The organism is Spirillospora sp. NPDC048823, assembly GCF_043198445.1.
Classification (GTDB): domain Bacteria; phylum Actinomycetota; class Actinomycetes; order Streptosporangiales; family Streptosporangiaceae; genus Spirillospora.
This window is the reverse complement of record NZ_JBICUT010000004.1, coordinates 429,315-452,592: the sequence shown is the minus strand read 5'-3', so window position 1 is coordinate 452,592 and position 23,278 is coordinate 429,315. Positions and strand designations below refer to the sequence as shown.

The 23,278-nt window shown below is 71.5% G+C and carries 28 protein-coding genes, 1 tRNA gene and 1 pseudogene; 16 read left to right on the top strand and 14 right to left on the bottom strand.

Annotated elements, in window-relative coordinates:
- Nucleotides 1-32: 32 nt before the first annotated feature.
- Together ACGFK0_RS13095 and ACGFK0_RS13090 are read left to right on the top strand one after the other, a co-directional pair.
- Entirely contained in the window at nucleotides 33-1,169 is a 1,137-nt protein-coding gene (locus ACGFK0_RS13095; RefSeq protein ID WP_392903914.1) for a hypothetical protein, read from the top strand.
- A gap of 176 nt (nucleotides 1,170-1,345) precedes the next feature.
- Complete coding sequence (locus ACGFK0_RS13090; RefSeq protein WP_392903912.1) at nucleotides 1,346-1,654, top strand: type II toxin-antitoxin system VapB family antitoxin; 309 nt, start codon at nucleotides 1,346-1,348, stop codon at nucleotides 1,652-1,654.
- 37 nt (nucleotides 1,655-1,691) lie between these two features.
- Here the strand turns inward: ACGFK0_RS13090 and ACGFK0_RS13085 are convergent, their stop codons facing one another.
- The 5 genes and pseudogenes from ACGFK0_RS13085 to upp all read right to left on the bottom strand — a co-directional run bounded on the left by ACGFK0_RS13085 (nucleotide 1,692) and on the right by upp (nucleotide 5,453).
- Complete coding sequence (locus ACGFK0_RS13085; RefSeq protein WP_392903910.1) at nucleotides 1,692-3,140, bottom strand: helix-turn-helix domain-containing protein; 1,449 nt, start codon at nucleotides 3,138-3,140, stop codon at nucleotides 1,692-1,694.
- Between the two features lie 408 nt (nucleotides 3,141-3,548).
- A pseudogene (locus tag ACGFK0_RS13080) lies at nucleotides 3,549-4,046 on the bottom strand (PH domain-containing protein); the annotation flags it as partial.
- 7 nt (nucleotides 4,047-4,053) lie between these two features.
- Nucleotides 4,054-4,212 carry a hypothetical protein gene (locus tag ACGFK0_RS13075; RefSeq protein WP_392903907.1) on the bottom strand — a complete coding sequence of 53 codons (159 nt, stop codon included), beginning with the start codon at nucleotides 4,210-4,212 and terminating at the stop codon, nucleotides 4,054-4,056.
- 115 nt (nucleotides 4,213-4,327) lie between these two features.
- Entirely contained in the window at nucleotides 4,328-4,588 is a 261-nt protein-coding gene (locus ACGFK0_RS13070; protein WP_392903904.1) for a hypothetical protein, read from the bottom strand.
- Nucleotides 4,589-4,814: 226 nt separating this feature from the next.
- Nucleotides 4,815-5,453 carry a uracil phosphoribosyltransferase gene (gene upp, locus ACGFK0_RS13065; protein WP_392903902.1) on the bottom strand — a complete coding sequence of 213 codons (639 nt, stop codon included), beginning with the start codon at nucleotides 5,451-5,453 and terminating at the stop codon, nucleotides 4,815-4,817.
- A gap of 345 nt (nucleotides 5,454-5,798) precedes the next feature.
- On the opposite strand from upp, the gene ACGFK0_RS13060 reads away from it, so the two are divergent.
- From ACGFK0_RS13060 to ACGFK0_RS13040, 5 genes are all read left to right on the top strand, one after another.
- Complete coding sequence (locus ACGFK0_RS13060; RefSeq protein WP_392903900.1) at nucleotides 5,799-6,014, top strand: hypothetical protein; 216 nt, start codon at nucleotides 5,799-5,801, stop codon at nucleotides 6,012-6,014.
- A gap of 154 nt (nucleotides 6,015-6,168) precedes the next feature.
- Complete coding sequence (locus ACGFK0_RS13055) at nucleotides 6,169-6,654, top strand: tRNA adenosine deaminase-associated protein (RefSeq protein ID WP_392903898.1); 486 nt, start codon at nucleotides 6,169-6,171, stop codon at nucleotides 6,652-6,654.
- Between the two features lie 114 nt (nucleotides 6,655-6,768).
- Nucleotides 6,769-7,206, top strand: a complete 438-nt coding sequence (locus ACGFK0_RS13050) for a tRNA adenosine deaminase-associated protein (protein ID WP_392903895.1) — start codon at nucleotides 6,769-6,771, stop codon at nucleotides 7,204-7,206.
- 163 nt (nucleotides 7,207-7,369) lie between these two features.
- Nucleotides 7,370-7,807, top strand: coding sequence for a tRNA adenosine(34) deaminase TadA (tadA, locus tag ACGFK0_RS13045; protein WP_392904066.1), 438 nt, complete (start codon nucleotides 7,370-7,372; stop codon nucleotides 7,805-7,807).
- A gap of 10 nt (nucleotides 7,808-7,817) precedes the next feature.
- Nucleotides 7,818-7,902: transfer RNA gene (locus ACGFK0_RS13040), tRNA-Ser, on the top strand.
- 169 nt (nucleotides 7,903-8,071) lie between these two features.
- Here the strand turns inward: ACGFK0_RS13040 and ACGFK0_RS13035 are convergent.
- Together ACGFK0_RS13035 and ACGFK0_RS13030 are read right to left on the bottom strand one after the other, a co-directional pair.
- Nucleotides 8,072-8,953, bottom strand: coding sequence for an EamA family transporter (locus ACGFK0_RS13035; RefSeq protein ID WP_392903893.1), 882 nt, complete (start codon nucleotides 8,951-8,953; stop codon nucleotides 8,072-8,074).
- Nucleotides 8,953-9,618 carry a B3/4 domain-containing protein gene (locus ACGFK0_RS13030; protein WP_392903891.1) on the bottom strand — a complete coding sequence of 222 codons (666 nt, stop codon included), beginning with the start codon at nucleotides 9,616-9,618 and terminating at the stop codon, nucleotides 8,953-8,955. The genes ACGFK0_RS13035 and ACGFK0_RS13030 overlap by 1 nt, the downstream gene beginning before the upstream one ends.
- A gap of 137 nt (nucleotides 9,619-9,755) precedes the next feature.
- On the opposite strand from ACGFK0_RS13030, the gene ACGFK0_RS13025 reads away from it, so the two are divergent.
- A complete protein-coding gene (locus ACGFK0_RS13025; RefSeq protein ID WP_392903888.1) occupies nucleotides 9,756-10,319 on the top strand; it encodes a helix-turn-helix domain-containing protein in 564 nt (187 codons plus the stop codon).
- Between the two features lie 15 nt (nucleotides 10,320-10,334).
- Here the strand turns inward: ACGFK0_RS13025 and dnaN are convergent, their stop codons facing one another.
- The 3 genes from dnaN to ACGFK0_RS13010 form a co-directional block, all read right to left on the bottom strand.
- Nucleotides 10,335-11,483: a DNA polymerase III subunit beta gene (dnaN, locus tag ACGFK0_RS13020; RefSeq protein WP_392904063.1), complete on the bottom strand. Its 1,149-nt coding sequence runs from the start codon at nucleotides 11,481-11,483 to the stop codon at nucleotides 10,335-10,337.
- A gap of 81 nt (nucleotides 11,484-11,564) precedes the next feature.
- On the bottom strand, nucleotides 11,565-12,074 hold the full coding sequence (locus tag ACGFK0_RS13015) for a methylated-DNA--[protein]-cysteine S-methyltransferase (protein WP_392903886.1): 510 nt from the start codon (nucleotides 12,072-12,074) through the stop codon (nucleotides 11,565-11,567).
- An 18-nt stretch (nucleotides 12,075-12,092) separates the two neighbouring features.
- A complete protein-coding gene (locus tag ACGFK0_RS13010) occupies nucleotides 12,093-13,565 on the bottom strand; it encodes an AlkA N-terminal domain-containing protein (protein ID WP_392903883.1) in 1,473 nt (490 codons plus the stop codon).
- Between the two features lie 104 nt (nucleotides 13,566-13,669).
- On the opposite strand from ACGFK0_RS13010, the gene ACGFK0_RS13005 reads away from it, so the two are divergent.
- The 3 genes from ACGFK0_RS13005 to ACGFK0_RS12995 all read left to right on the top strand — a co-directional run bounded on the left by ACGFK0_RS13005 (nucleotide 13,670) and on the right by ACGFK0_RS12995 (nucleotide 15,347).
- The gene (locus tag ACGFK0_RS13005) at nucleotides 13,670-14,302 is read left to right on the top strand and encodes a TetR/AcrR family transcriptional regulator (protein WP_392903881.1); all 633 of its coding nucleotides are present in this window, start codon (nucleotides 13,670-13,672) and stop codon (nucleotides 14,300-14,302) included.
- Nucleotides 14,299-14,898, top strand: coding sequence for a hypothetical protein (locus tag ACGFK0_RS13000; protein WP_392903879.1), 600 nt, complete (start codon nucleotides 14,299-14,301; stop codon nucleotides 14,896-14,898). Before ACGFK0_RS13005 ends, ACGFK0_RS13000 begins: the two co-directional genes overlap by 4 nt.
- Nucleotides 14,899-14,984: 86 nt before the next feature.
- Entirely contained in the window at nucleotides 14,985-15,347 is a 363-nt protein-coding gene (locus ACGFK0_RS12995) for a nuclear transport factor 2 family protein (RefSeq protein WP_392903877.1), read from the top strand.
- Between the two features lie 56 nt (nucleotides 15,348-15,403).
- Here the strand turns inward: ACGFK0_RS12995 and ACGFK0_RS12990 are convergent, their stop codons facing one another.
- Both ACGFK0_RS12990 and ACGFK0_RS12985 read right to left on the bottom strand, forming a co-directional pair.
- Nucleotides 15,404-16,156, bottom strand: coding sequence for an SDR family NAD(P)-dependent oxidoreductase (locus tag ACGFK0_RS12990; RefSeq protein ID WP_392903874.1), 753 nt, complete (start codon nucleotides 16,154-16,156; stop codon nucleotides 15,404-15,406).
- An 11-nt stretch (nucleotides 16,157-16,167) separates the two neighbouring features.
- Nucleotides 16,168-17,556, bottom strand: coding sequence for an MFS transporter (locus tag ACGFK0_RS12985; RefSeq protein WP_392903872.1), 1,389 nt, complete (start codon nucleotides 17,554-17,556; stop codon nucleotides 16,168-16,170).
- A 101-nt stretch (nucleotides 17,557-17,657) separates the two neighbouring features.
- Here ACGFK0_RS12985 and ACGFK0_RS12980 point away from each other — a divergent pair, with 101 nt between their 5' ends.
- Nucleotides 17,658-18,515 (top strand): helix-turn-helix domain-containing protein, encoded by an 858-nt coding sequence (locus ACGFK0_RS12980; RefSeq protein WP_392903870.1) that lies wholly within the window; start codon nucleotides 17,658-17,660, stop codon nucleotides 18,513-18,515.
- Nucleotides 18,516-18,602: 87 nt separating this feature from the next.
- On the opposite strand, the gene ACGFK0_RS12975 is transcribed toward ACGFK0_RS12980, so the two are convergent.
- The gene (locus ACGFK0_RS12975; protein ID WP_392903868.1) at nucleotides 18,603-18,947 is read right to left on the bottom strand and encodes a YrdB family protein; all 345 of its coding nucleotides are present in this window, start codon (nucleotides 18,945-18,947) and stop codon (nucleotides 18,603-18,605) included.
- 74 nt (nucleotides 18,948-19,021) lie between these two features.
- Between ACGFK0_RS12975 and ACGFK0_RS12970 the strand changes: the two genes are divergently transcribed.
- The gene (locus ACGFK0_RS12970) at nucleotides 19,022-20,179 is read left to right on the top strand and encodes a methyltransferase (protein WP_392903866.1); all 1,158 of its coding nucleotides are present in this window, start codon (nucleotides 19,022-19,024) and stop codon (nucleotides 20,177-20,179) included.
- A 615-nt stretch (nucleotides 20,180-20,794) separates the two neighbouring features.
- Here the strand turns inward: ACGFK0_RS12970 and ACGFK0_RS12965 are convergent.
- A complete protein-coding gene (locus ACGFK0_RS12965; RefSeq protein WP_392903863.1) occupies nucleotides 20,795-21,178 on the bottom strand; it encodes a nuclear transport factor 2 family protein in 384 nt (127 codons plus the stop codon).
- An 89-nt stretch (nucleotides 21,179-21,267) separates the two neighbouring features.
- Here ACGFK0_RS12965 and ACGFK0_RS12960 point away from each other — a divergent pair, with 89 nt between their 5' ends.
- From ACGFK0_RS12960 to ACGFK0_RS12950, 3 genes are all read left to right on the top strand, one after another.
- Nucleotides 21,268-21,726, top strand: a complete 459-nt coding sequence (locus ACGFK0_RS12960) for a MarR family winged helix-turn-helix transcriptional regulator (RefSeq protein ID WP_392903860.1) — start codon at nucleotides 21,268-21,270, stop codon at nucleotides 21,724-21,726.
- Nucleotides 21,723-22,226, top strand: coding sequence for a GNAT family N-acetyltransferase (locus ACGFK0_RS12955; RefSeq protein ID WP_392903857.1), 504 nt, complete (start codon nucleotides 21,723-21,725; stop codon nucleotides 22,224-22,226). The genes ACGFK0_RS12960 and ACGFK0_RS12955 overlap by 4 nt, the downstream gene beginning before the upstream one ends.
- Before the next feature lie 275 nt (nucleotides 22,227-22,501).
- A complete protein-coding gene (locus ACGFK0_RS12950; protein ID WP_392903855.1) occupies nucleotides 22,502-23,149 on the top strand; it encodes a dihydrofolate reductase family protein in 648 nt (215 codons plus the stop codon).
- The last annotated feature ends 129 nt before the right edge of the window (nucleotides 23,150-23,278 follow it).

The window sequence follows — 23,278 nt, the reverse complement described above, 5'->3', positions numbered from 1 at the left end:
AATGTCGTCGGCGGGCGTTATCGTGCGGGCGCATGGCTCTCGATCTCGTCGCGCTCGCCAAAGAGCAGCGTGCCTCGCAGGACTGGGAAAGCAAACAGATCGGACGGCACGACGTCCTCATCGAAGGCTTGATAGGAACCTTCGTCCACCTCTTCCGCGGCGACCGCGTCCTGGTGTGCCAATCCAACCGGGGTTATCGCGAGGACGTCGTGGAAGCGCTGCTGGACGCCGTGGCCGATCTGATGGACGCCGAGCTCGGCGACACCGTTCACGTCCGGCCGATCGACGTGCCGGGCTTCGCGCTGGACCGGGCCGTCCTGCTCGGCCCCGGTCAGGCCCCATTCTGGGACAAACGCGACCCGGAGTTGAGGGAGCGCGGGCTGCAGGTCGTCCCCGCCTACCGCGGCGAGGTCGCCGACGGGGAGCCCGCCTCGCGGTTCCGGTGGGCCGTCATGGGCAAGGGCCTGTCCCTGCGTCACGGCGAATGGGACCGGAATCCGGTGCCGCGCGCCCTGGTCAGCCGGACCAACGGCCCGAAGCGCGGGCTGCCCCTCCCGAAGGCGCAGGACATGATCATGTCCGCGAAGACCGCGCTGGACAACTACGCGAGGAGCCTCACCCCGGACATCGAGATCGTCCTGCGCGACGTCCGGGGCCGGGAGCTGCGGCTGTGCCGCGACTGGGACCGCTACAACGGCGCCCTGACGGACGGCCGGAACGAGCTGGAGGTGTCCGTCCCGGCCGACCGGCTGTGGGAGGGGCTCGGCCCGCTGTTCCACGGCGCGGACGCCGACCAGGCCACCCTGGTCGCCGACCCGGACGTTTCCTATCCGATGCTGGTGATGCGGGCCAACGACCGGTACCGCGACGGCACCCTCAAGTCGCCCGTCCCGCTGGAGCAGGCGCTCACAGCGCTGGGGAACCTGGAACGGGTCGACGGGTACTTCCTGGTGTTCAACGGCCGCTCCGGCGGCACCGTGCAGGTGATGTGGAAGGGGGACGGGCCGGACCGGCCGCAGCTGTGGCTGGAGACGCCCTACCCCGACAAGCGGGAGCTGCACGGCAGGTTCGTCACGGCCGAGGAGGCCGAGCGGATGGTCACGACCCTCGCCGTGGAGGACCGCGTCGCCGTCGACGAGCTGGACGACCTGGAGATCGACACCTGGTAGATCGACGACCGGCGGGCGAGCGCGGGGGCCTCCGTCACGGGAGCGGCACCGCGGCCGGTACTTACTGACGAAGCCGTTGAGCTGGGAGGTAACTGGTTTACCGGTGGTGGCAAGCAGAGTGACGCATGTTGTTGCGTTGCCTTCTCCAGGTCACCCCGACGCCGTAGACTCGAAGTGTGATCTTCAAGGCGGTGGGTGAGGGAAGGCCCTATCCCGAGCACGGACTCTCGTCCCGGGACTGGGCCAAGATCCCGCCTCGCCAGGTACGTCTCGACCAGCTCGTCAGCACCAAACGCGAGATGGACCTGCAGTCGCTCCTGTCGAAGGACTCCACGTTCTACGGCGACCTGTTCCCGCACGTGGTCCAGTGGAAGGGCGAGATGTACCTGGAGGACGGCCTGCACCGGGCGCTGCGGGCCGCGCTTCACCAGCGGCAGGTCCTGCACGCGCGCGTGCTCGACCTGGACGCCGTCGACATCACCTGATCGTCGACATCGGCTGATCAGCGACGGCTTCGGCCTGTCAGACGCGTCCCAGGTCCCGGTTGGCCGCCTGCGGGCGGGCGGCGCGGAGACCGGCGGCCTCCAGCGCCTTCCGGTAGGCGGTCGCGGCCTCTTCCGGATCGTGGACGAGTTCGAGCAGCTCACCCAGTTCCCTGAGCAGATGCGCCGCCGGACGTCCCGCGGGCAGCGTCGCCAGCTGTTCCGACGCGGCGCGCAGAACGACCTGTGCCGCCATCCGGTCCCCCTGGGCGACGCGTGCGCGCGCGAGGACGAGACGGGCCAGGACGGTCTTCTGCGTGCGCGCCGCACGGTCGTTGTCAGGCTGCGGGGTCACGGGAGGGGAGTACGTCGGGGCGGCCAGGGCCATGCCCGTGTCGAGGAACTGCTCCAAGGTGGCGATGGCGTCGTCCAGATCGCCGACTAGGACGAGCGCACGAGCCTTCGCGATCGTCCTCTCCGTGGCTTCGGCACCGTCGAGATTGGCCGTCCCCCGGAGAAGGTCGAGCGCCTCCAGCGCGGCCTCACGGGAACCCTCGGCGCGCGGACATTCGAACCCGTACTCACCGGCGGGAACGGCAAGGGACGGCGCGTCCGCCGAGAACGGCATGACGCCCCTGAGCAACGCCTTGGCAGCCGCAAGGGACAGCCGTTCGCGAGCCTGCTCCGGGCTGGTGTCGCTGCGTACGGCCAGGGCCCGGTCGGCGAAGTACAGCGAGTCGCCGATCGTTCCCTCCTCAAGGGCACGCATGCTGGCCCGCTGGTAATGGACGCTCGCCGGCTCGTCCGCGGAACCCTCCGGGTGCAGGAGCCGCCGCCCGAGCTCATGTGCGCGCGCCGGATCCGAGCGATCCACGTAGGCGAGCAGCAGGATCCGCCCGACCTCGGTGTACTCCTCGCCCACGCCGAGCCCGAGATGGTGCAGCCGCGCGGCGGCGCGCTCGCCGAGCGCGATGGCCTGCCCCAGGTCGCCGACCGTGTGGTAGCAGCGGGCCAGCGCGATGACCGGCGGCAGCCCGCTCGCCCGGCCCGGGTCGCGCTCGGCCTGCTCGCGCAGCTCCTCGAAGAGCGCGATCGCGTCGTCGGTGCGGCCCAGCTCCTCCAGGGCGCGGGCGCGTCCCCAGCGGGCGCGGGCCGTCAGGTCGGGGTCGTCGCTGCGGGCGATCACCTCGTCGAAGCCGGCCTCGGCCGTGACCGGGTCGCCGCGCAGCAGCGCCAGATGCGCGTGGCGCTCCCGTACCTCAAGATGGGCGCGCTGCTCCGGCTCGACGCCCTCCGCGAGATATTCGGGGGTGCAGCCGAGGCGCTCGGCCAGCATGCGCAGGACGGTGGGCGTCGGAGTGCGCTTGCCCGACTCGATCAGAGAGATGTAGCTGTCGGAAAGGTCGTGACCGGCGAGCTGTGCCTGCGACAAGCGTCTGGTCAGCCGCAGGTTGCGGACACGTTCGCCGACGTTGCCTGGACCCGGCATGTGGACTCACTTAGCGGAAGTAAACAGGCGGCTGGAGTGCCGACATGATTGCACATTGCGGGTTATCGCACATCGAGAGTAATGAAGCGGCAGGAGACGAGATCGGCTGGTCGGGCCCCGCCCGGCCCCGCGCGCACGCTGCTGCAACGTCGTGGCGCGCCGGTTGCGGCCGGTGGATCCCCCGGCGATCGCGACGCCTGTCACCCTCGGAAGGTATCCGACCATCCACGCATGATCAGAAAAACCACCGATATTGATCAGCCCGCCGCGTTTAACGGCTAGCGGCCCGGCCGCTCAGCCCTGGTCGTCGGGGCCCGGGGCGGTGGGGACGTCGTCCGCATCGACCGTCTCCCTCGGGCGGCGCGGCGGCGGAGGCGGGGGGAGCGTCTTCTCCTCGGGCGCCGGGTTCTTGTTCGGGAAGATCATTTCGCAGACTTCGAGGTAGAGCTGCTCGGGGTAGGGCAGGTAGTCGACGTTGGTGAGCGCCTGGTCCTGGCCGGCGGACTCCAGGATGAACTCCCCGTAGCCGAGCATGCGGCCCGCGATCGTCCGCTTGAAGCTCATGTCGGTGACCTTGGCCAGCGGCATCATCGCGACCCTGCGGGTGATCAGGCCCGTGGTCAGCAGCATGCGCTGGTTGGTGATGACGAAGTAGTCGACGGACCATTCCGCGACCCGCCACACGAACCAGCCCAGCAGGATCAGCCAGCCCCACCAGATCCAGGTCATGGCAGCGGTGACGGTGTTGCTCAGCACACCCGCGACGATCAGGCCGCCGAGGACGAGACCGACGGGGACCATCAGCACGGCCGGATGCCGGCGCACCGTGATCACCTGGTTCTCGTGCGGGAGCAGGTACTTGTTCACCGATGCCGGCGCGGAGTCGCCGGGGGTCACGAGCCTCATGGCGGCCTCAGGCGAGCGCGTTGACGAAGGTGGCCAGGGATCCGGCGGCGGACGCGATGCCGCTGGCGGCGCTGTGCACCGACTGCGCCGCGCCGTCCGGCTGCTTGATCACGTAGAAAGCCACGAAGGCCACCGCGGCCCACGTCACGTACTTTTTTGCGGGCACGGCTGCCTCCCGGAGCGTTGACCCACGGACCCCGGTTCAGTTTCGCACAGCCCGCACGACCGGCAAAGCAAGGCCTATGGCGCGTTGACGACGGCTTGTGACGCGCCGTCGCGGCCTATGGCGCGTTGTCGAGCGACGAACGGCGCGCCCGGCGGCGCTTCTCGGCCGCGACGGTCGCGAGCACCTCCAGGTGCCGGCGCGCGATCCGTTCCACGAGATCGGGCGGCGCCGACCCCGTGACCTCCTCGGCGCCGTGCCTGGCGGCGGAGACGCACCGGTCCACCGTGTCGGCGCCGTGCACCCCGTCGAACTCTTCGGTGAGCCTCTCGCCGATCGCCGTGTAGCGCGGCAGGTCGCCATCCCCTAGGTGAGCCATCACACGTCCTCGATCGAGCTCGCTCACACCGCCCGGTCCGTAACGGTCCCCTGTGCCGGGGCGGCGGAGGGGAACGCGCACTGGCGTTCCGTAGCGCCTTCGTACCCTCCGCCGGAGCGAACGAACATCGCAGGTCAGGTCGGGCATCCGAATCGTGATGACGTGGATGGCCGGCGGGTTTCCCGTGGTGGGACGACGGCCCCGCACCCCTCGGAACCCGCGTGGGTCAGACGACGCCGTAGAGCCGGTCTCCGGCGTCCCCGAGGCCGGGCATGATGAAGCCCTGCTCGTTGAGGTGGGAGTCGATCGCGGCCGTCACGACCCGGACGGGCGCCGTGATGTCGGTGAACGACTGCTCCAGGTGCTTCAGCCCCTCCGGGGCGGCGAGCAGGCAGATCGCGGTCACATCGTCGGCGCCGCGGTCGAACAGCAGCCGGATGGCGGCGGCGAGCGTCCCCCCTGTCGCGAGCATCGGGTCGAGGACGTAGCACTGCCGGCCGGACAGGTCGTCCGGCAGCCGCGTCGCGTACGTCTGCGCCTGGAGGGTGCCCTCGTCCCGGATCATCCCGAGGAAACCGACCTCGGCGGTGGGCAGCAGCCGCGTCATGCCGTCCAGCATCCCGAGGCCGGCGCGCAGGATCGGCACGACGAGCGGCTTCGGGCTCGCCAGCTGGACGCCCTGCGCCGGGACGAGGGGCGTCTGGACGGTGGCGTCCGCGACCCGGACGTCGCGGGTGGCCTCGTAGGCGAGCAGGGTGACCAGCTCGTCGGCGAGGCGGCGGAACGTGGGGGAATCGGTGCGGACGTCCCGCAGCGTGGTGAGCTTGTGCGCGACGAGCGGGTGATCGACGGCGAGGGTCTGCATGCGATCACCGTAGCCCACCGTCCGCGATCGGCCGGACCTCGCCGAAGTTGGATAGGACGCCGTTGAGCTGGGCAGTATGGCGTTATGAACAGCGAAAGCGATCACCAGCCGGATGGTCCGGCGCGGGCTCGGGAGACCGTGCCCGACCCGCCTGAGCCGCCGGCTCCCCCGGGTTCGGCCGGTGGGCGGCCGGACTCGCCCGGGGGTGCCGCCGCGGCGCCGCCTCCGGGAGCCGCGGCTCCCCCGCCCGGAACCGCGGCGCAGTCTCCCGCTCCCCCCGCCTCCGGTGATCCCGCCTCCACCGCCTCCGCCTCCGAGGACGCGCCGGCGTCCGCCGAGCCCCCGGTGACCGATGTCACAGCCGGGCAGGACGTCCGGCCGCGCCCCGGCCCCCAGGGCGACATCTCCCCCGAGCAGGTGCGCGAGCATCTGCGGCGCCGGGCGATCTTCCTGCGGGAGCTGGCGGAGGCCCGTGAGCTGCGCCGCCGGGTGACGCCGCACCGCTCGCGGCGCGCGCGGATCCATGCGCAGCTGCGCCGCCGCACGTTCCGCATAAATTGACGCGGATCCACCAGATTCTTCCGCTGGGCACCGGATTGCGGCACTGACTCCCGGTCTCACGCGCGGGTGCGGCGCCCAGTTTGGCGTTGGAGCGCGCGCGGGCCCGCCGCATCTGGGACCATGCCCTGGCAAGTTACGCGCCGGTGGGGTGGAAATGACGGATGTGGACGCGACGGATTTCGCCGTCGTGGTGTACCGGGAAGACGAGGGCTGGGAGGCCGAGATCCTCCCGGTCGCGTTGACCGAGGACCTCGCGGGGCTGATCCATGCCCTGCGCCAGCAGCCGAGCCTCGGCGGCACGGTCGGGCTGGTCTCGGTCGGCGACGACTTCTTCGTGGCGATCCGCCTGCTCGGCGACGACGTCATGGTGTTCCTGTCGGACGTCACGGCCTCGGTCGACTGGCCGCTGGCCGGCCAGGTCCTCGAGTACCTGGACATACCGATCCCCGATGACGAGGAACTCGACCAGGTCCTCCCCGTCGGCGACATGTCGATCTTCGCCGATCTCGGCCTGGACGAGATGGAGCTCGGCGCCATCTCCGGCGACCTGGAGCTCTACCCGGACGAGATGCTGCTCAGCATCGCCGGCCGCATCGGCTTCGCCCCCGCCTTCGAACGCGCCGTGGACGCCATCGTCTGACGGCGTCCACGGGCACGGTCATCCCTGGCAGAACAGACATTTCATCGGGATTGGAGCGATCCCGCGACCGCTGGGGGCTGTGACCCGGGCAACCCCGTGGGTCACAATTAACACGTGTCCTATTTCGCCGCCGTGTTCGCGCAGACCCCGGAGGGCTGGGTCGGGACCGAGGCCGTGCTCGCCGAGGCCGATCACGTCGACGACGTCGCCGACCTGATGCGGGAGGCGGCCGTCGAGTCCTACGGCGACCCGGTGGTGCTCCTGATCGAGCAGGACGACGACTGGTTCGCGGTCGTCCGGCTGGACGGGCAGGACGAGCCGCGCGCCTACGTGTCCGCCGTCCGCGAGAACGGGCTGGGCGCACTGTTCCAGCAGCTCGTCGGCGAGGTCCCGGACGGCGATCCCGGCGGCGACCCGGCCCTGCTCGAAGACCTCGGCCTCGACGCCAAGCGGCTCGGCGACCTCGGCGAGCGCGCCCTGCCCGGTGACGCGCTGCTCACCGTCGCCGAACACGCCGGCTTCGGTGAAGAGTTCGACCGCCTCCGTGACTGACCCGCGCCCCGCCGGCCGGGACCCCGGAACCGGCATGCCCCACCCCGCGTCCGAGCCGCCGGCGGCCGAAACCGCACGGCCGGCCGAACCCGGACCGGGGCCGGGGCCGGTCGCGGAGGTCGGTGTGCCGGGCGATGCCGTGGTCGCGGGGTTCGAGGCGGCGATGCGGCGGGCGCTGGAGGAGGCGCGCAAGGCGTTCGAGGCCGGGGAGATCCCGGTCGGGGCCGTCGTGCTGGACGCGTCGGGCGAGGTCATCGGGGCGGGGCACAACGATCGTGAGCGGTCCGCCGACCCGACCGGGCATGCGGAGATCGTCGCGATGCGGGAGGCGGCCGCCGCCCTCGGGGAGTGGCGGCTCTCGGGCTGCACGCTGGTCGTGACCCTGGAGCCGTGCACGATGTGCGCCGGAGCGTCCGTCCAGGCCCGGCTGGACCGGGTCGTGTACGGCGCCGTCGACCTGAAGGCGGGCGCGGTCGGGTCGCTGTGGGACGTCGTCCGGGACCGGCGCCTCAACCACAGGCCGGAGATCGTCGCGGAGGTGCTCGCGGACGAGTGCGCCGCGCTGCTAACCGAGTTCTTCACGCACCGCAGATTCGGGTAGGCTCTCCCGCGGTGGTGTCGCCTAGTGGACGAGGGCGCACGCCTCGAAAGCGTGTGAAGTGCAAGCTTCCGTGGGTTCGAATCCCACCACCACCGCCTACGCCGAGGGCCGCAACCCGAAACCGGGTCGCGGCCCTTGCTCATCCGGCCCCCGCGAACGGTGCGGGTCCACCCCGTCGCACGGCCGACACACACCACACTCGCCGCTGACGGTCGCGCCCACCCTCCGCTGCGTACCCTCGTCTCCTCTGCGCCGGCCAGCGTGTCAGCCGACGGTCACCAGGGCGACGCCGGCGACGGCGACGCCCATGCCGACGCGCTGGATCACCCGCAGGCGCTCGCTGTAGGCGATACGGGCCAGCAGGACGGTGATCGCCGGGTAGAGGGACGTGAGGACGGCGGCGAGGCTGAGCAGGCCGCTGTGGGCGGCAAGGAAGTAGAGCACGTTCGCGCCCGCGTCCAGGGTGCCGGACAGCAGCGCCAGGCCGATCAGCGTCCGCCCGGATATGCGGGGGCCGAGGTCGCCGCCGCGGAGCACCATGAACAGCAGCGCCGCGGCGACGATGACGAGGTTGCCGACGCGGGCGCCGACGATCGGCCAGAGGCCGGTGCCGTCCCCGGCGGCCTTCAGCAGGACGAAGAAGATCCCGAAGCAGGTCCCGGACACTCCGGCCATCGCGGGGCCCGAGTCCAGGAGCCGCCGCCATCCGGCCGCGGCCGGCCCAACGGCCTCCCCGTCGCCGTCGGCCTCCATGCTGACCAGCCCGATCGCGACGAGGCACAGCAGGACACCGGCGAGGACGGACGCGTCCAGCCGCTCGCCCATCGCGACGCCGACGGCGACGGGCAGGACGGCCGCGGCCAGCGCGGACACGGGCGCCACCACGTTCATCGGCCCGCGCGCGAGCGCCCGGTAGAACGTGATCAGGCCCGCGCCGCCGCTGAGCCCGGCCGCGAAGCCCCAGGCCATCGGACCGGGGGACGCGGTGCCTCCGGCGAGCAGAGCGGACACCAGCACGACCGCGAGGCCGATCGGGACGCACCAGGTCAGCGCCTTCAACGCCGTCGACTTGCGCGTCACGGCACCGCCGAGGAAGTCGGCCACGCCGTAGGCCAGCGCCGCGCTCAGCGCCAGGACCGTGACCATCACCGTCCGCCGATGACCCGGCTCGCGATCCGGACGTCCGGTGTGATCGCCCGGAGCCGCCCGGCGAGCCGGCCGCCCGCCTCGGCCAGCCGCTTCAGCGGGTACGGCTCAAGGCTTTCGAGCAGGAAGAGGCCGTTCTTCGTGGTCTCCGTCAGCCGCGTCCGGACGCACTGCCGCCAGTTCCAGCGCCGGCAGGTCACGCCCGCGTCGTCGCGCCAGACGACCTCGCCGGCGTTCGGGTGCTCGACGGCGGGCTCGCCGCCTGCCATCACGTCGAACGTCTCGTCGCCGGTGGCCCTGATCAGGCGCGCCGCGCCCTGGTACGCGTCGAGGTCCTCGCCGCCGATGGGCAGCGCGTACTCGACGCTGACCGCGTTGTAGGCGTCCACGACCTTGTTGATGGACGGGAGCGCGTCGGCCCGGCGGAGCAAGGCGTCCACCGAGGGACGGGTCCGCTGCGGCTTCGCCCCGAACGCCCGGTAGGCGTCGCGCCACGCCTCCACGTGGGGGTCGGCGGCGTCCGCCTTCCCGGCCGCCTCGGCCAGCCAGCCCTGCGACTCCTGGTCGCCGGGTCCGTTCACCAGCCCCTCGGCGGTCATGACGAGCACGGCGAAGTCGGGACGCAGTTCCCGCACGGCCTCGTCCACAACGACCTGCTCCAGCATCTCCAGCCCTCCGGGACGGTCACTTTAATGACATATAGATATCATCATACCGACCGACCGTGCCGTCTCCGCCCATCCGCCCATGATCGGAGGGCGGGGTGGGATCGTTGAGTGGACGTTCTGGAACGGGAGGGCGATTGAGCGAGCAGGGTGCGGCCGGGGAGGCCGTGGCGCGGGCCGTCCGGGCGCTGCGGGCCGGGCACGGGTGGAGCCTGGACGAGCTGGCGGGCCGGGCCGGGGTGAGCAAGGGCGTCCTGGTCGGGCTGGAGCAGGGCCGCGGGAACCCGAACCTGGGGACGCTCATCCGGATCTCCGACGCGCTCGGTGTGCCGTTGACGCGGCTGGTGCAGGTGGAGGAGGAGCCGCCGGTACGGATGTTCCGCCCGGACCGGCACGTCGTGCTCTGGGAGGGCGAGAAGGGCGGGACGGGCACGCTGCTGGCCGGGAGCGACCCGAGGCCGTCGCTGGAGCTGTGGAGCTGGGAGTTGCGGCCGGGGGAGACGCGGGAGAGCGACGCGCACGTCCCCGGCACCAAGGAGATCGTCTACGTGCAGCAGGGCACCCTGACGCTCGGCGTCGACGGCCGGACCGATCTCGTCGAGGAGGGCGCGGCCGCCGTGTTCGTCGGCGACCGCCCCCATTCGTACGGCAACGCGGGCGACCTGGAGGTCCGCTTCGTCCTCGCCGTCCTGGATCTGTGACCTGGGAAGCGCCGGTCAGGAGGTCAGGCGGACGGGCATGGCGAGGTAGCGGTAGCCGGTGTCGGAGGTGTCGTCGGCAGCGTCCTCGTCGTCCTTCTTGTCGGGGATGGCGGTGAGGAGGGCGGCCTTGGTGGCATCGGTGCATTCGAGGCGGGCGTACTCGGTGTCGATGCCGGCGAGGCCGTCCAGGAGGTACTGGGGGGCGAACGCGATGTCGATGTCGTCGCCGGTGAGCCGGGCGGCGAGGCTCTCGTTGGCGCGGGCGGAGTCGCCGGTGGCGGCGCGGATGCGGACCTTGTCGGCGGTGAAGGCCAGCCGGATCGGGGTGCCGCGCTCGGTGACCAGGGCGGCGCGTTTGATCGCCTCGACGAACGGGGCGACGGGGATCTCGGCGACCGACGTCCAGGTGCCGGTGAGCCGGGACCGGTAGTTGATGTACTGGTCGTCCAGGAGGCGGCTGGTCATGCTGCGGCCGCCGCCGGAGACGCCGATGAGGGTGTCGGCGGTGCCGCCGAGGTCGATGGCGACGTCCGCGCCGCGCTTGATCGCCTTGGCGGTGTCGGCGAGGGTGCGGGCGGGGACGACGACGCCGGCGGTGAAGCCGGGATCGGCGGGGGACCAGGTCAGCTCGCGGGCGGCGATGCGGTAGCGGTCGGTGCAGGCGAGCCACATCGTGTCGCCCTCGATGTCGATGCGGACGCCGGTGAGCATCGGGAGGGTGTCGTCGCGTCCGGCGGCCGGGGTGACCTGGGCGACGGCGGTCGCGAACAGGTCGCCCGGGACGGTTCCGGCGCGGGCCGGCGGCTCGGGAAGGGTGGGGTAGTCCTCGACGGGCAGCGTCAGGAGGCCGAACTCGGCGGGGCCGCAGCGGACCACCACCTCCGAGCCCTTCGTGAAGATATCCACAGGCTGTGGAGGAAGGTTCCGGACGATGTCGGACAGGAGCCGTCCGGGGACGAGGACACGGCCCGGCTCGGTGACGGCGGCCTCGTCCGTGGCGCGGGCCGAGACCTCGTAGTCGAACCCGGCCAGGGTGAGCTCGCCCTGGTCGGTGACCTCGATGAGCATGCCCGCGAGGACGGGGAGCGCGGGGCGTGCCGGCAGTGTCCGCGCGGCCCACGCCACGGCGTCGGCGAGGGTCTGGCGGTCGACTCGGAACTCCACCTTGATCAGCCTTTCCGGCGACTGCTTGACGGGCCGGGGACCGGCCATGACACGCACGTTATCCCCAGCCTCTGACAAGACTTAGAAAAGTGCGTCGGCGGTGCCGTGGGTCTTGCGTTCGAAGTCGAGGAGGTAGCGCTTGCGGTCGAGGCCGCCGCCGTAGCCGGTGAGGCCGCCGGTGGAGCCGATGACCCGGTGGCAGGGGACGATGACGCTGATCGGGTTGCGTCCGTTGGCGAGACCGACGGCACGGGACGCGGACGGCTTGCCCATCTCGGTGGCGAGCTGGCCGTAGGTGGCGGTCTCGCCGTAGGGGATCTCCCGGAGCAGCCCCCAGACGCGTTGCTGGAAGGGCGTGCCGCGGAGGGTGAGCGGGAGGTCGAACTCGGTCAGTTCACCGGCGAAGTACGCGGAGAGTTGTTCCGCGACGGTCGCGAAGGGGCCGGTGTGAGGGTCGCCGGGCGCGCCGAAGGTCTCCTCGGACGGACGGTGCCGCTGCACGTCCATGAAGAGGCCGGACAGGGCGCCGTCCATGGCCACCAGCGTGAGCGGGCCTACGGGACTGTCCACGACGACGTGCGTCGGGTTCATGGGGCGATCCTCTCCTGGTCAGGATGCGGGAAGCAGGTTGATGGCGTGGTCGCCCGTGGCCCACAGGTACTGAACGGCGTAGGCGCGCCATGGACGCCATTGCGCGGCGCGGCGGGTGAGGGCCGCCGGCGTCGAGGGGAGGTCGAGCGACTTGGCGGCGGCGCGGATTCCCAGGTCGCCGGGGATGAACGCGTCGGGGTCTCCGAGAGCGCGCATCGCGATCGTCTCCGTGGTCCAGGGACCGAAGCCCGGGAGGGCGGACAAGCGCGCGCGGGCCTCCTCCCAGTCGCTTCCCACGCCGAGGTCGATCTCGCCGCTCGCGAGCGCGTCGGCAAGGGTCAGGAGGGTGGTGCGCCGGGTCTTCGGGAACGCGAGGGCTTCCGGGTCGAGTTCCGCCAGGGCGGACGGGGTCGGGAAGAGGTGGGTCAGTCCCCCGCCTGGGTCGTCGATGGCGTCGCCGTAGGCGGTGACGAGCCGTCCCGCATGGGTTCGGGCCGCGGCCGTCGACACCTGCTGCCCCAGGACGGCGCGGACGGCGAACTCGGGGCCGTCCACGGTGCGGGGGACGCGCCGTCCGGGCGCCTTGTCGACCAGCGGTGCGAGGACGGGGTCGGTGCGGAGCAGGTCGTCCACGGCGACCGGGTCCGCGTCGAGGTCGAGCATCCAGCGGCAGCGGCTGATCGCGATGGCGAGGTCGCGCAGGTCGCTGAGGATGAGCGTGCAGGCGACATGGTCGGGCCGGGGCCGCAGCGCGGCGATGCCGTGCCCGTGCGGCAGGCGCATCGCGCGGCGGAACGCGCCGTCCCGCCACTCCTCCACGCCGGGGACGGCGGTGGCGGTGAGATGGCCGAACAGGTTGTCGGGGCAGAGCGGCGCCCGGAACGGCAGCCGCAGCGACAGCGCCCCTGAGCCGGCGGGCGGGTGGCCCTTGGCGACACGGTCGCGCAGTCCACTCGGCGTCAGCGCGAACACTTCTCGGACGGTGTCGTTGAAGGCGCGGATGCTGGCGAAGCCCGCCGCGAACGCGACATCACCCATGGGGAGGGCTGTCGTTTCGATGAGGAGCCGCGCCGTCTGCGCACGCTGAGCTCGCGCCAGGGCGAGTGGGCCGGCGCCCAGTTCGGCGTTGAGCTGACGCTCGATCTGACGCGTGCTGTAGCCGAGACGTCCTGCGAGCCCGGGAACGCCCTCACGGTCGACGACGCCGTCGGCGATGAGCCGCATCGCACGGGCGACGACGTCCGCGCGGTGGTTCCATTCCGGTGACCCGGGGCTGGTGTCGGGTCGGCAGCGCTTGCAGGCGCGGAAACCGGCCTGCTGTGCGGCGGCGGCGCTGGGGTAGAAGCGCATGTTGCCGGGCTTGGGCGGGACGACCGGGCAGCTCGGGCGGCAGTAGATGCCCGTGGTGACGACCCCGGTGAAGAACCATCCGTCGAACCGGGCGTCCTTCGCCTGGACGGCCCGCACGCACCTTTCCGCGTCCTCATGCATGCCCCCAGCATCACCGATGGTCACATGCGCCCACTAGCGGATTTCCGACATCAACGCTCAGGTGCATTTGCCGAGCGACTGAACAAGCGTTTAGCATGCTGAACATGTGTTCAATGATCGATGACCGGACGGCCCGGGCCGTCATCCGCGACGAGGCGCTGCGGCTGTTCGCCCTGCGCGGCCCGGACGCGGTCACGGTGCGGCAGGTCGCCGAGGCCGCGGGCGTCTCGGCGGCGCTGGTCATGCACCATTTCGGCTCGAAGGACGTGCTGCGCGAAAGCGTCGACCAGCACGTCCTGCAGATGTTCGACGGGATGATCGGCGAACTGACCGGCGAGACCGGCGCGACCGGGGAGACCGCCGCGGACGCCGACGCCGGGTCCCTGGCCAAGGCCGTGCTTCGGCACCTGCCATCCGGCTCACCTGTACCCGCGTACCTGCGGCGGCTCCTTCTCGACGATGGCGAACCCGGACGGCGCCTGTTCCGGCGCCTGTTCGAGGTGAGCCGGGCCCAGCTGGACGCCATGGTCGCCGCAGGCGAGGCGGCTCCGGGCGACGATCCGGCCGTCCGCGCGGCGTTCTTGTTGGTCAACGATCTGGCCGTGTTCCTGTTGCGGGACCGGCTTGCCGACGTACTGGGGTCCGACCCCTTGTCGGCCGAAGGCATGACCAGATGGGCGGACGAGGCGGTGACCATCTACGGCAGTGGGCTGGGCAGAACGAGGCCGACACCATGACCGGCGGCCGAATCGACTGGGAAACCACGTCCGCGAAGCCGAGCTGGTTCCTCGGCAGTGGCGCGACGGCGCACGAACGGGCCCTCGCCTATCTGGCGGGGGCGTTCGGCGTGGCCGTTCTGCTGTGGATCGCCCGGGACCTGCCGTGGCCCTGGTGGAAGTGCCTGATCGGCGCGGTCGTGGCGTACGACATCGCCGGCGGCGTCGTCGCCAACGGGCTGAACGCCGTCAAGCGCTTCTACCACGGGCCGCTGCCGCTGCCGCCGACGCGCCTGAACCGGCTCATGCACAACGAGATCGGGTTCGCGGCGTGCCACGTCCAGCCGATCGTGGTCGGCCTGGTGTTCGGCGGGCCCTGGTGGTGGGGGCCGCTGTGGTACGCGTGGGCCTTGACCGGCGTCGTCCTCGTCGCCCGCGCGCCGCTCTACCTGGCCCGCCCGGCCGGGCTTTTCGCCGTCCTCGGCGGGGTGATGGTCGCGCCGTCGGTCTCCCATCCCGAGGGCTTCGGCTGGCTGCCCGTCGCGCTGCTGATCAAGCTCGCCGTCGCGCACGCCGTCCCCGAGGAGCCATACGGCCGGTCCGCGCGCCGGGCATGACCTCCCAGGTAATCGATCTTCTGCCGCGGCGTTGGCAGCGTAGGGGGCACCGGGACGGACCCGGCGGATCAGACGGGAGTCATGAGATGAGCGACGTTCAGCAGCGGGTCGAGCGGTACCTGGCCATCTGGAACGAGACCGACCCGGCCGTGCGCCGCGCCGCGATCGACGCCCTGTGGACGGAACAGCCGCTGTACGTCGACCCGCTGGGCGTAGCCGAAGGACGAGACGCCATCGACGCCTTCGTCGGCGCGGCGCAGCAGCAGTTCCCCGGCTTGGTCTTCCGCCCCGCGGGCACCCTGGACGCCCACCACAACGTGGCCCGCTTCACCTGGGAACTCGGCCCCGAGGGCGGCGAGGCGATCGTCGTCGGTTTCGACGTGGCGGTCTTCGCCGACGACGGCCGCTTCGACCGCGTCCACGGCTTCCTCGACAAGGTGCCCGCCTGACGACGGGCGGGCGGCGTGCCGGACGTCCCGCGCCCGGCACGCCGCCCTGGTCGCGGTCAGATCTGCCGGAGCGCGCCGCCGTCGACCGTCCACTCCGCCCCGGTGACCTGGGAGGCCGGCGGGGACAGCAGGTAAGCGATGACCCGCGCAACGTCCTGGGGTGTGCCCAGGCGTCCGACGGGGAGTCGGCGCTCTTCGCGGACGAACCGCTCTATGGCCTCCTCCACTGGAAGCCCGAACTGGGCGGCGAGCTGGTCGGCGAACCCACCCGGCTGGTCCCACAACCTGGTTCGTGTAGGGCCGGGCGTGACGACGTTGGAGCGGATTCCACACCGGCCGAACTCCCCAGCCAGCGTCTTGGACACCGACAACAGCGCCGTCTTGGACGCCGCATAGTCGACCAGTGGCGTATCGGGGAACCGTCCGGCTTCGCTGGACACGTGCACCATGCTCCCCGCGCCCTGGTCGATCAGGGCCGGCAGCGCCGCGCGGGCCATCCGGACGGCCGCGTGGAAGTTCAGCTCGAAGGTCGCATGCCACTGGTCGTCGGTCACGTCGAGGAAGCCGATCCGGGAGTCGAGCGCACCCGCGTTGTTGACCAGTCCGTCCAGCCGCCCGTGCCGCTCCAGCGCGACGTCCACGGCGCGTTGCGCGGTGGCGGGGTCGGTCAGGTCGGCGGCGACGTCGCCGCTGCGGGAGACACCGACGACCTGCGCGCCCTCGTCGGTGAGCAGCGCGGCCGCCGCCGCACCGATCCCGGCGGACGCCCCGGTGACGATGAAGACCTTGCCGTCGAGTTCGAGATCCATGGCGGGCCCCTTCAGGAACGGCGCAGGAACGACCCGACGAGGGCCGCGCCGGCGAGGACGACGGCGACGTTCACCGCGATCGCGGTGTGGACGCCGCCGAGGACGGACGTGTTCGCGGTGGCCACGGCGCTCATCACGGGGATCCCGAGCGTGATGGCGACCTGCTGGGTCATGGTGGCGACGCCGGTCGCGAGGCCCTGCTCGCCGTCCGGCAGCCCGGACGTGACGGTCCCCATGAACGCCACGATCGCGACGAGGTTCCCGAATCCGCCGATCGCGGTGGCGGCGAGCATCAGGCCGAGCCCGTCGCGCGACTCGCCGATCCCCAGCAGCGCCGCCGTCGCCGCGGCCTGCAGGACGAGCCCGGCGACGAGGGTCGCGCGGCCGCCGAACCGTCCCATGATCCGGGGTGCGGCGACACCGCCGGCGAACGTCCCGGCGCCGAGGACGCCGAGCGCGAGCCCGGTGGTCAGCGGCGAGAAGTCCAGGACCTTCTGCAGGTAGAGCGTCATCAGGAACACCAGCGACGTTTCGGTGGCGAACGCCACGAACCCGCCGACGTTGCCCCAGGTGACGGTCCGCCGCGTCAGGACGTTCAGCGGCGCGAGCGGGGCCGGCGACCGCCGTTCCACCAGGACGAACACGCTCAGCAGGACGGCCGCGGCCACGAGCGCCCCCAGTGCCACCGGGTCGCCCCAGCCCCGCGAGCCGCCGGACGTGATCCCGTACACGAGCGCGAGGAGACCGCCGGTCACGGTCACCGCGCCGGGGACGTCCAGTTTCGCCCCGTTCCGCGACCGGCTCTCCGAAACGACCGCGGGTGTGACGGCGAGGATCAGCACCGCGACCGGCACGTTGATCAGGAAGGCCCACCGCCAGCTCAGCAGGTCCGTGAGCACACCGCCGAGGATCGCGCCGACGGTGAACCCGGCGGACATGAGCGCGCCGCTGAGGCCGAGCGCCCGCGTCCGCATCGGCCCTTCCGGGAAGGACGTCGTGATCAGCGACAGGGCTGCCGGTGTGGCGATCGCCGTGGCCAGGCCCTGCAGGACCCGCCCGGTCAGCAGCATCGCCGGCGACGCGGCCAGCCCGCCGATGAGGGAACCTCCCGCCAGAAGCGCCATGCCCGCCAGCAGCATCCGGCGCCGTCCGAACAGATCGGCGACGCGGCCGAACAGCAACGTGAATCCGGCGGCGGGAAGCGCGAACGCGGTCGCGATCCATTGCAGGTCGTCCAGGTCGAAGCCCAGTCCCCTGCCGACGACGGGCAGCGCCACGTTCAGGATGGAGAAGTCGATGGCGAGCATGAACTGCGCGCCCAGCAGAAGGGTCAGTACGAGCTTGTGCCGTGACGACATCCGCCCAGGAGGAGCGGAGACGGCGGTGGTGAGTGCGGTCATGGCAGAGACCCTCACGCCGCAGGAAGCGGCTACCCAGCCCCCGCCCGTTCGTACCACCCGCAGTAGCAGGCTCCGTGATGCCCGCCGGATAGCCTCTGCGCATGGCGCGCAACGTCGAACTCGGCGAGTTCCTCAAGTCGCGGCGGGCACGGCTGCGGCCCGAGGACGTGGGCATCCCGTCGTACGGGAGCCGGCGCCGTGTGCCGGGGTTGCGGCGGGAGGAACTGGCGCAGCTCGCCGGCGTCAGCGTCGCCTACTACATCCGGCTCGAACAGGGGACGGCCGAGGGCGTGTCCGCCGAGGTGCTCGGCGCGATCTCCCGGGCCCTGCGGCTGGACGGCGACGAACACGCCCACCTGCACCGCCTCGCGCACCCGCCGCGCCGCGAGCCCGCCACGGACCCGCCCCGCCTGCGCGCTCCGCTCCGGCATCTGCTCGACTCGATCACCCACGCGCCCGCGTACGTGGTCGGGCACCACACGAACGTGGTCGCCTGGAACCGGCTCACCGCCGCCGTGTTCGTCGACCTCGCGAACGTCCCGGCGGACGAGCGGACCTGGTCGCACCAGATCCATCTGAACGACGACTACAAGGCGCGGCTCGGGGACAACTGGCCCGCGGTCGCCCGCCGCAACGCGGCCTACCTGCGGTTCCGCTCCGGGCAGGACCCGGACGACCCGCGGCTGCGCACGCTGATCGACTGCCTGCGGGAACGCAGCCCCGAATTCCGGCGGATGTGGTCGGCGCACCACGTGACGGACCTGACGCACGGCGAGGCCCGCATCGACCACCCGGACGCCGGACGGCTCGTCCTGCCGTTCGAGACCCTGCACCTGCCCGGCGACCCCGACCTCAGCCGCCTCATGCTCTACGCCGCCGAACCGGGTTCCGCCTCGGAGAAGGCACTCCGGGGGCTGGCCGAGACGTCCACCCACCTCTCCAGCGCCGACCTGGCCTGAACAAAGTCGCGCGGTGGTACGTTCGATCCCGACTTGAAGGGGCACTCGCCACACTGTGGCCACTGCCCCTTTTTCTTGCGTATCGGCTCATTCGGTGGCGGTGCGCAGGCGGGTTTCGCGGTCCATGGTCAGCAGGGCCGTGTTGACCAGGGCGACCACGGCGAACGTGATCGCGAGCGCGGGACGCCCTACCCCGTGAAAGGCGAGCGCGGCGGCACCGAACACCACCGCCTTCACCAGCATGACGAACGGCAGCGCGACTTTGAACTTCGCCTTGGGTGCGGCGAACATCCCCCACAGGACCATGGCCGCGACCGGCGTCCCGATGCCGAGGACGATGTCGACGAGCACGTTGCCCCCGGTCGTGAACCCCCACCAGGCAAGGGCGGCGAAGGCGGCCATCTCCAGCAGGAAGGCGAGCCCCTCGTTCAATACACGCAAAGCTCCTGGTAGTCGCACGGGCTGATCTTCCCACCCGTTCCGCCGGCGGCGCTAACGTACCCCCTGTGGACGAGATCGCCTGGCATGAGGACGGCCGGGCGCAGCGCGTCCGCTGGCGTTCGGAGAGCGGGGCCCCGCCACCCCGCCGCGTCGTGACCGCCGACGACGAGACGCGGGCGGACGACGCCTACCGGCTGGCCTGCGAGGGCACGGCACTGCTGTGGCGCGGCGACTTCCAGAACGCGCGGCAGCTCCTCCAGGCGATGGCACGCCGGATCGACCGTCCTCCACGGCGACGTAGGCACAAGGCCGAACCGTCGCAGGTACAGGCGTTCCACCTTCACCGCCAAGCACGTGCCCAGCGCGCGCGGACGCTGGGCATGCTGCTCATACCGTTCGACCCCGGACACGTGATCCCGCTCCGACGGGCACCGGACGTGCAGGCCGCCTGCACCGAGGTCCACGGACCGGACGACCAGCCATACGTGACGTCCCTGCGCGAACTTCTCGGGCTGATCGGCGCCCATGAGTGGCGTGTGAAGGGCGTACCGATCCCCGCGCTCGGCGGCGACCGTGTTCACCCGCACTACGGCGTCTTCTCGCCGGTCAGAGGCGAGTACGTAGACCTGGTCGGCGCAGCGCCGCTGCCGTCAACGACATCGGCCTTCGACATCGGAACGGGGACGGGTGTCCTGGCGGCCGTCCTGGCCCGTCGCGGCATCGAGCGCATAGTCGCCACAGACCATGACCCGCGCGCGCTTGCATGCGCCCAGGAGAACCTCAACCGGCTGGACGTTGCGAAGCAGGTCGACGTCGTCCAAGCCGACCTCTTCCCAGAAGGACGGGCCGGCCTGGTCGTCTGCAACCCGCCCTGGGTACCGGCCAAACCCAGCTCGCCCCTCGAACACGCCGTCTACGACCCGGGAAGCCGGATGCTCCGCGGCTTCCTCGACGGCCTCACCGGCCACCTGGAGCCGGACGGCGAAGGCTGGCTGATCATGTCGGATCTGGCCGAGCACCTGGGCCTGCGCACCCGCGACGGCCTCCTCGCGATGTTCTCCTCGTCCCGCCTTGAGGTCGCGGGCAGGCACGACACCAAGCCGACCCACCCCCGCGCCGCAGACCCCGACGACCCCCTCCACGCGGCCCGCGCCGCCGAGACGACGACCCTCTGGCGGCTCAGGCTCAGGCGCGGGCTGGACGGGCGGCCCCCCGGCCTGTGACGCGTGTCCGGCCACTACGCCGTCAAGTACGAGCCGCCGATGTCCGGGTGCAGGACCCTCATGCGGCTGGTGCGGCGCACGGCGACCTCGTGCCGCTCCCAGACGTGGTGGGCTTCTCGCTCGGCGCCCCCGTCGCGGCCGCCGCCGCGGCGCTGCGTCCCGACCTCGTCCAGCGCCTCGACATCCGGGCCCTGCTCCCGAGGATCGAGGCTCCGACGCTGGTCATCGGCTGCACGCGCGACCAGACGGTCCCGTCGAGAACCACCGTGAGCTGTTCGCCGGCATCGCGGGCGCGGAGTACACCGAACTCGACACCGGCCACGTGGCGATGGTGGAGCGGCCGGACGAGGTCGCGCGCGAACACCGCCACGCCCAGGGGAACCCGACACGGAGCAGGCGGACCGCCCCGCGCGGCGTTCTCCCTATGCAGCCGTGACGAAGACCCAGCCGTACCGGTGAGCCAGTAGAGCATCACCGTCGTGAGCAACCGGTCGTCGTCGATTCCGCTCGCCGGGTCGGTCCCCTCTGTGACCTTGTCGGCGATCCAGGCGAGCTGCCCCACGGGCGAGTCCGTCAGCCCGTACCCGACGGCCGTCGAGCCGGAACGGCGTGATCTCAGGCATTCGCGACCTCCCAGACCGGACGTGCCTGCACCCGCGAGATCCGCCAGCCGCCCTCAGTGCGGGCGGCGACCAGCTCATAACGCTCACCCAGCAGCCGAGGCCCGCCTTCATGCGCGAAGACGACGAGCAGGTTCGCCCTGATCGTGGCCTGGTCTGCGTCCACATCGATCAGCCGGTCGGTGATGAAGTGCTGGGTCGGCACCGTGTGGTTGCGCCGCGCCTGCGCGACCAGCGCGTCGACGCCCTTCGCGACCCCGCCGAGCGTGTGGGCCTCCGCGTCTTCGGTGAAGAGGGCGCGTCCCTCATCGAAGCTCTTGTCGTCCAGCCACAGCCCCAGCCGGCTGACCAGCTCGGTCAGTTCACGACGATCGTCCATGATCCCCTCATTTCATTGGTAGTGCCAACGTTGGTGAGACCAACGTTATCAATCGTTGGCAGAACCAACAACCCGGTAAACTGATCCGCATGATGACGGCCGACACCCGGACGCCCGCACGCCTCCGGCACGCCCCGAGCTGGCTGATCAACCTGGCCTCCGCGCACAGCCACCGCCTGGTCAGCGACGGTTTCGCCGCCGCGGGCGCCCGCGGCTACCACTACCGGCTGCTCGCCGCCCTCGATGAGAACGGCCCGTCCAGCCAGGCCGCCCTCGGCCGCCGCACCGGCATCGACCGCAGCGACGTCGTCGCCGCCCTGAACGAACTCGCCGGGAAGAACCTGGTCGAACGCTCCCCCGACCCGTCCGACCGCCGCCGCAACGTCATCACCCTCACCCCGGACGGCTCACGCCACCTGAACGAACTGCAGGAGGTGGTGGACCAGGTCCAGGACGACCTTCTCGCCGCCCTCACCCCGTCCGAACGCGACCAACTCACCGACCTGCTGACCCGGGTCATCGACCACCACACCCGGAGCCGCCCATGATCCGATTCGTTGAACTCCCCACCACCGCGATGACCGCCCTGCTGGACGGCGACCTGGCCGCCGCGAGCGCCATCGCCGGAGTCGCCCTCACCGACTACTTCGTCACCGACGACGCGAAATCCCTCTGGAAGTTCCGGCTCGCCCAACTGGCCCGCGAACCGGGGGACACGCCCTGGATCGTGCGCGCCGTCCTAGCGGAGCCCCAGGGTGTCGTCATCGGACACGCCGGCTTCCAGAGCGCACCGACCCCCGAGGGAAGGGTCGAGGTCGCCTACGCCGTGGACCCCGCTCACCGCCGCCGGGGTTACGCCCGCGCGATGCTCACCGCCCTGCTCGACCGCGCCGCGTCCGAACCGTCCGTCAAGACCGTCCGCGCGTCGATCAGCCCCGACAACGCCGCATCGCTGGCGACAATCGCAGGCCACGGCTTCACCCACGTCGGCGAACAGTGGGACGAAGAAGACGGCCGAGAGCTGCTGTTCGACCGCCCCGCCCGCTGAAGGCAGGGGGCCCGCCGCCCCGGACGCCGCCGGTGCTCGATCACTCGACCACATGGTCGTCGACACCATCTCCGAACTGTCAGTTGCTCCCCGTGGCTCATCTCCCTGTGCAGGGCAGTTGGTCCTGGTGTGCCGGGAATAGGTGCCACCTGGACGCTGACGTGGTGAGCGAGATGACCAAAACCACGACGAGGTGATGTCGAGACGGTCGGGTCGGCTCCGACCTTCTCGTGACGGCACCGGACGATGGTGCCGATGGAGAGAAGGAGCACCCGATGTCCAAGGTTCGCGTTCACAACTTCGCCATCTCGCTGGACGGCTTCGGCACCGGTGCCGGGCAGGCCCCGGACGCCCCGTTCGGCCACGCCGGCGAGCGCCTGCACGAGTGGATGTTCGTCACCCGGTTCTGGGGCGAGATGACCGGCACCGAAGGCGGCGGCTCCGGCGCCGACCACGTGTTCGCCGCGATGCACGGCCCCGGCATCGGCGCCGAGATCATGGGCGCCGGAAAGTTCGGCCCGCCCGGCTGGCAGGACGACCCCGGTTACAGGGGCTGGTGGGGCCCCAACCCGCCGTTCCACACGCCGGTCTTCGTGCTCACCCACCGGCCCCGGCCGGCGATCGAGATGGAGGGCGGCACCACGTTCCACTTCCTGGACGCCTCACCCGCGGAGGCGCTCGCCACGGCCCGCGAAGCGGCCGGTGGCCAGGACGTCCGCCTGGGCGGCGGGCCTTCGGTGATACGCGACTTCCTCGCCGAGGGTCTGGTCGACCACATGCACGTGGTTCAGGTGCCGATCCTGCTCGGCCGCGGCGTCCGGCTCTGGGACGGCCTGGAGTCGCTGGAGGACACGTACGACATCGAGGCGGTCTCCACGCCCAGCGGCGTCACGCACCTGACGTTCACCAACAAGCGTCTGTGACCAGGAAGCCGCGAGGTCTCCGGTAACCGGGACGGACCCGACCGATTGCCCGCCAGATCCCGCGCTCGTCCCGCGCGATCGTCCAGCCGGGGAAGAGGTGCTGGAGCAGCAGCAACGTGACGGGCTCGT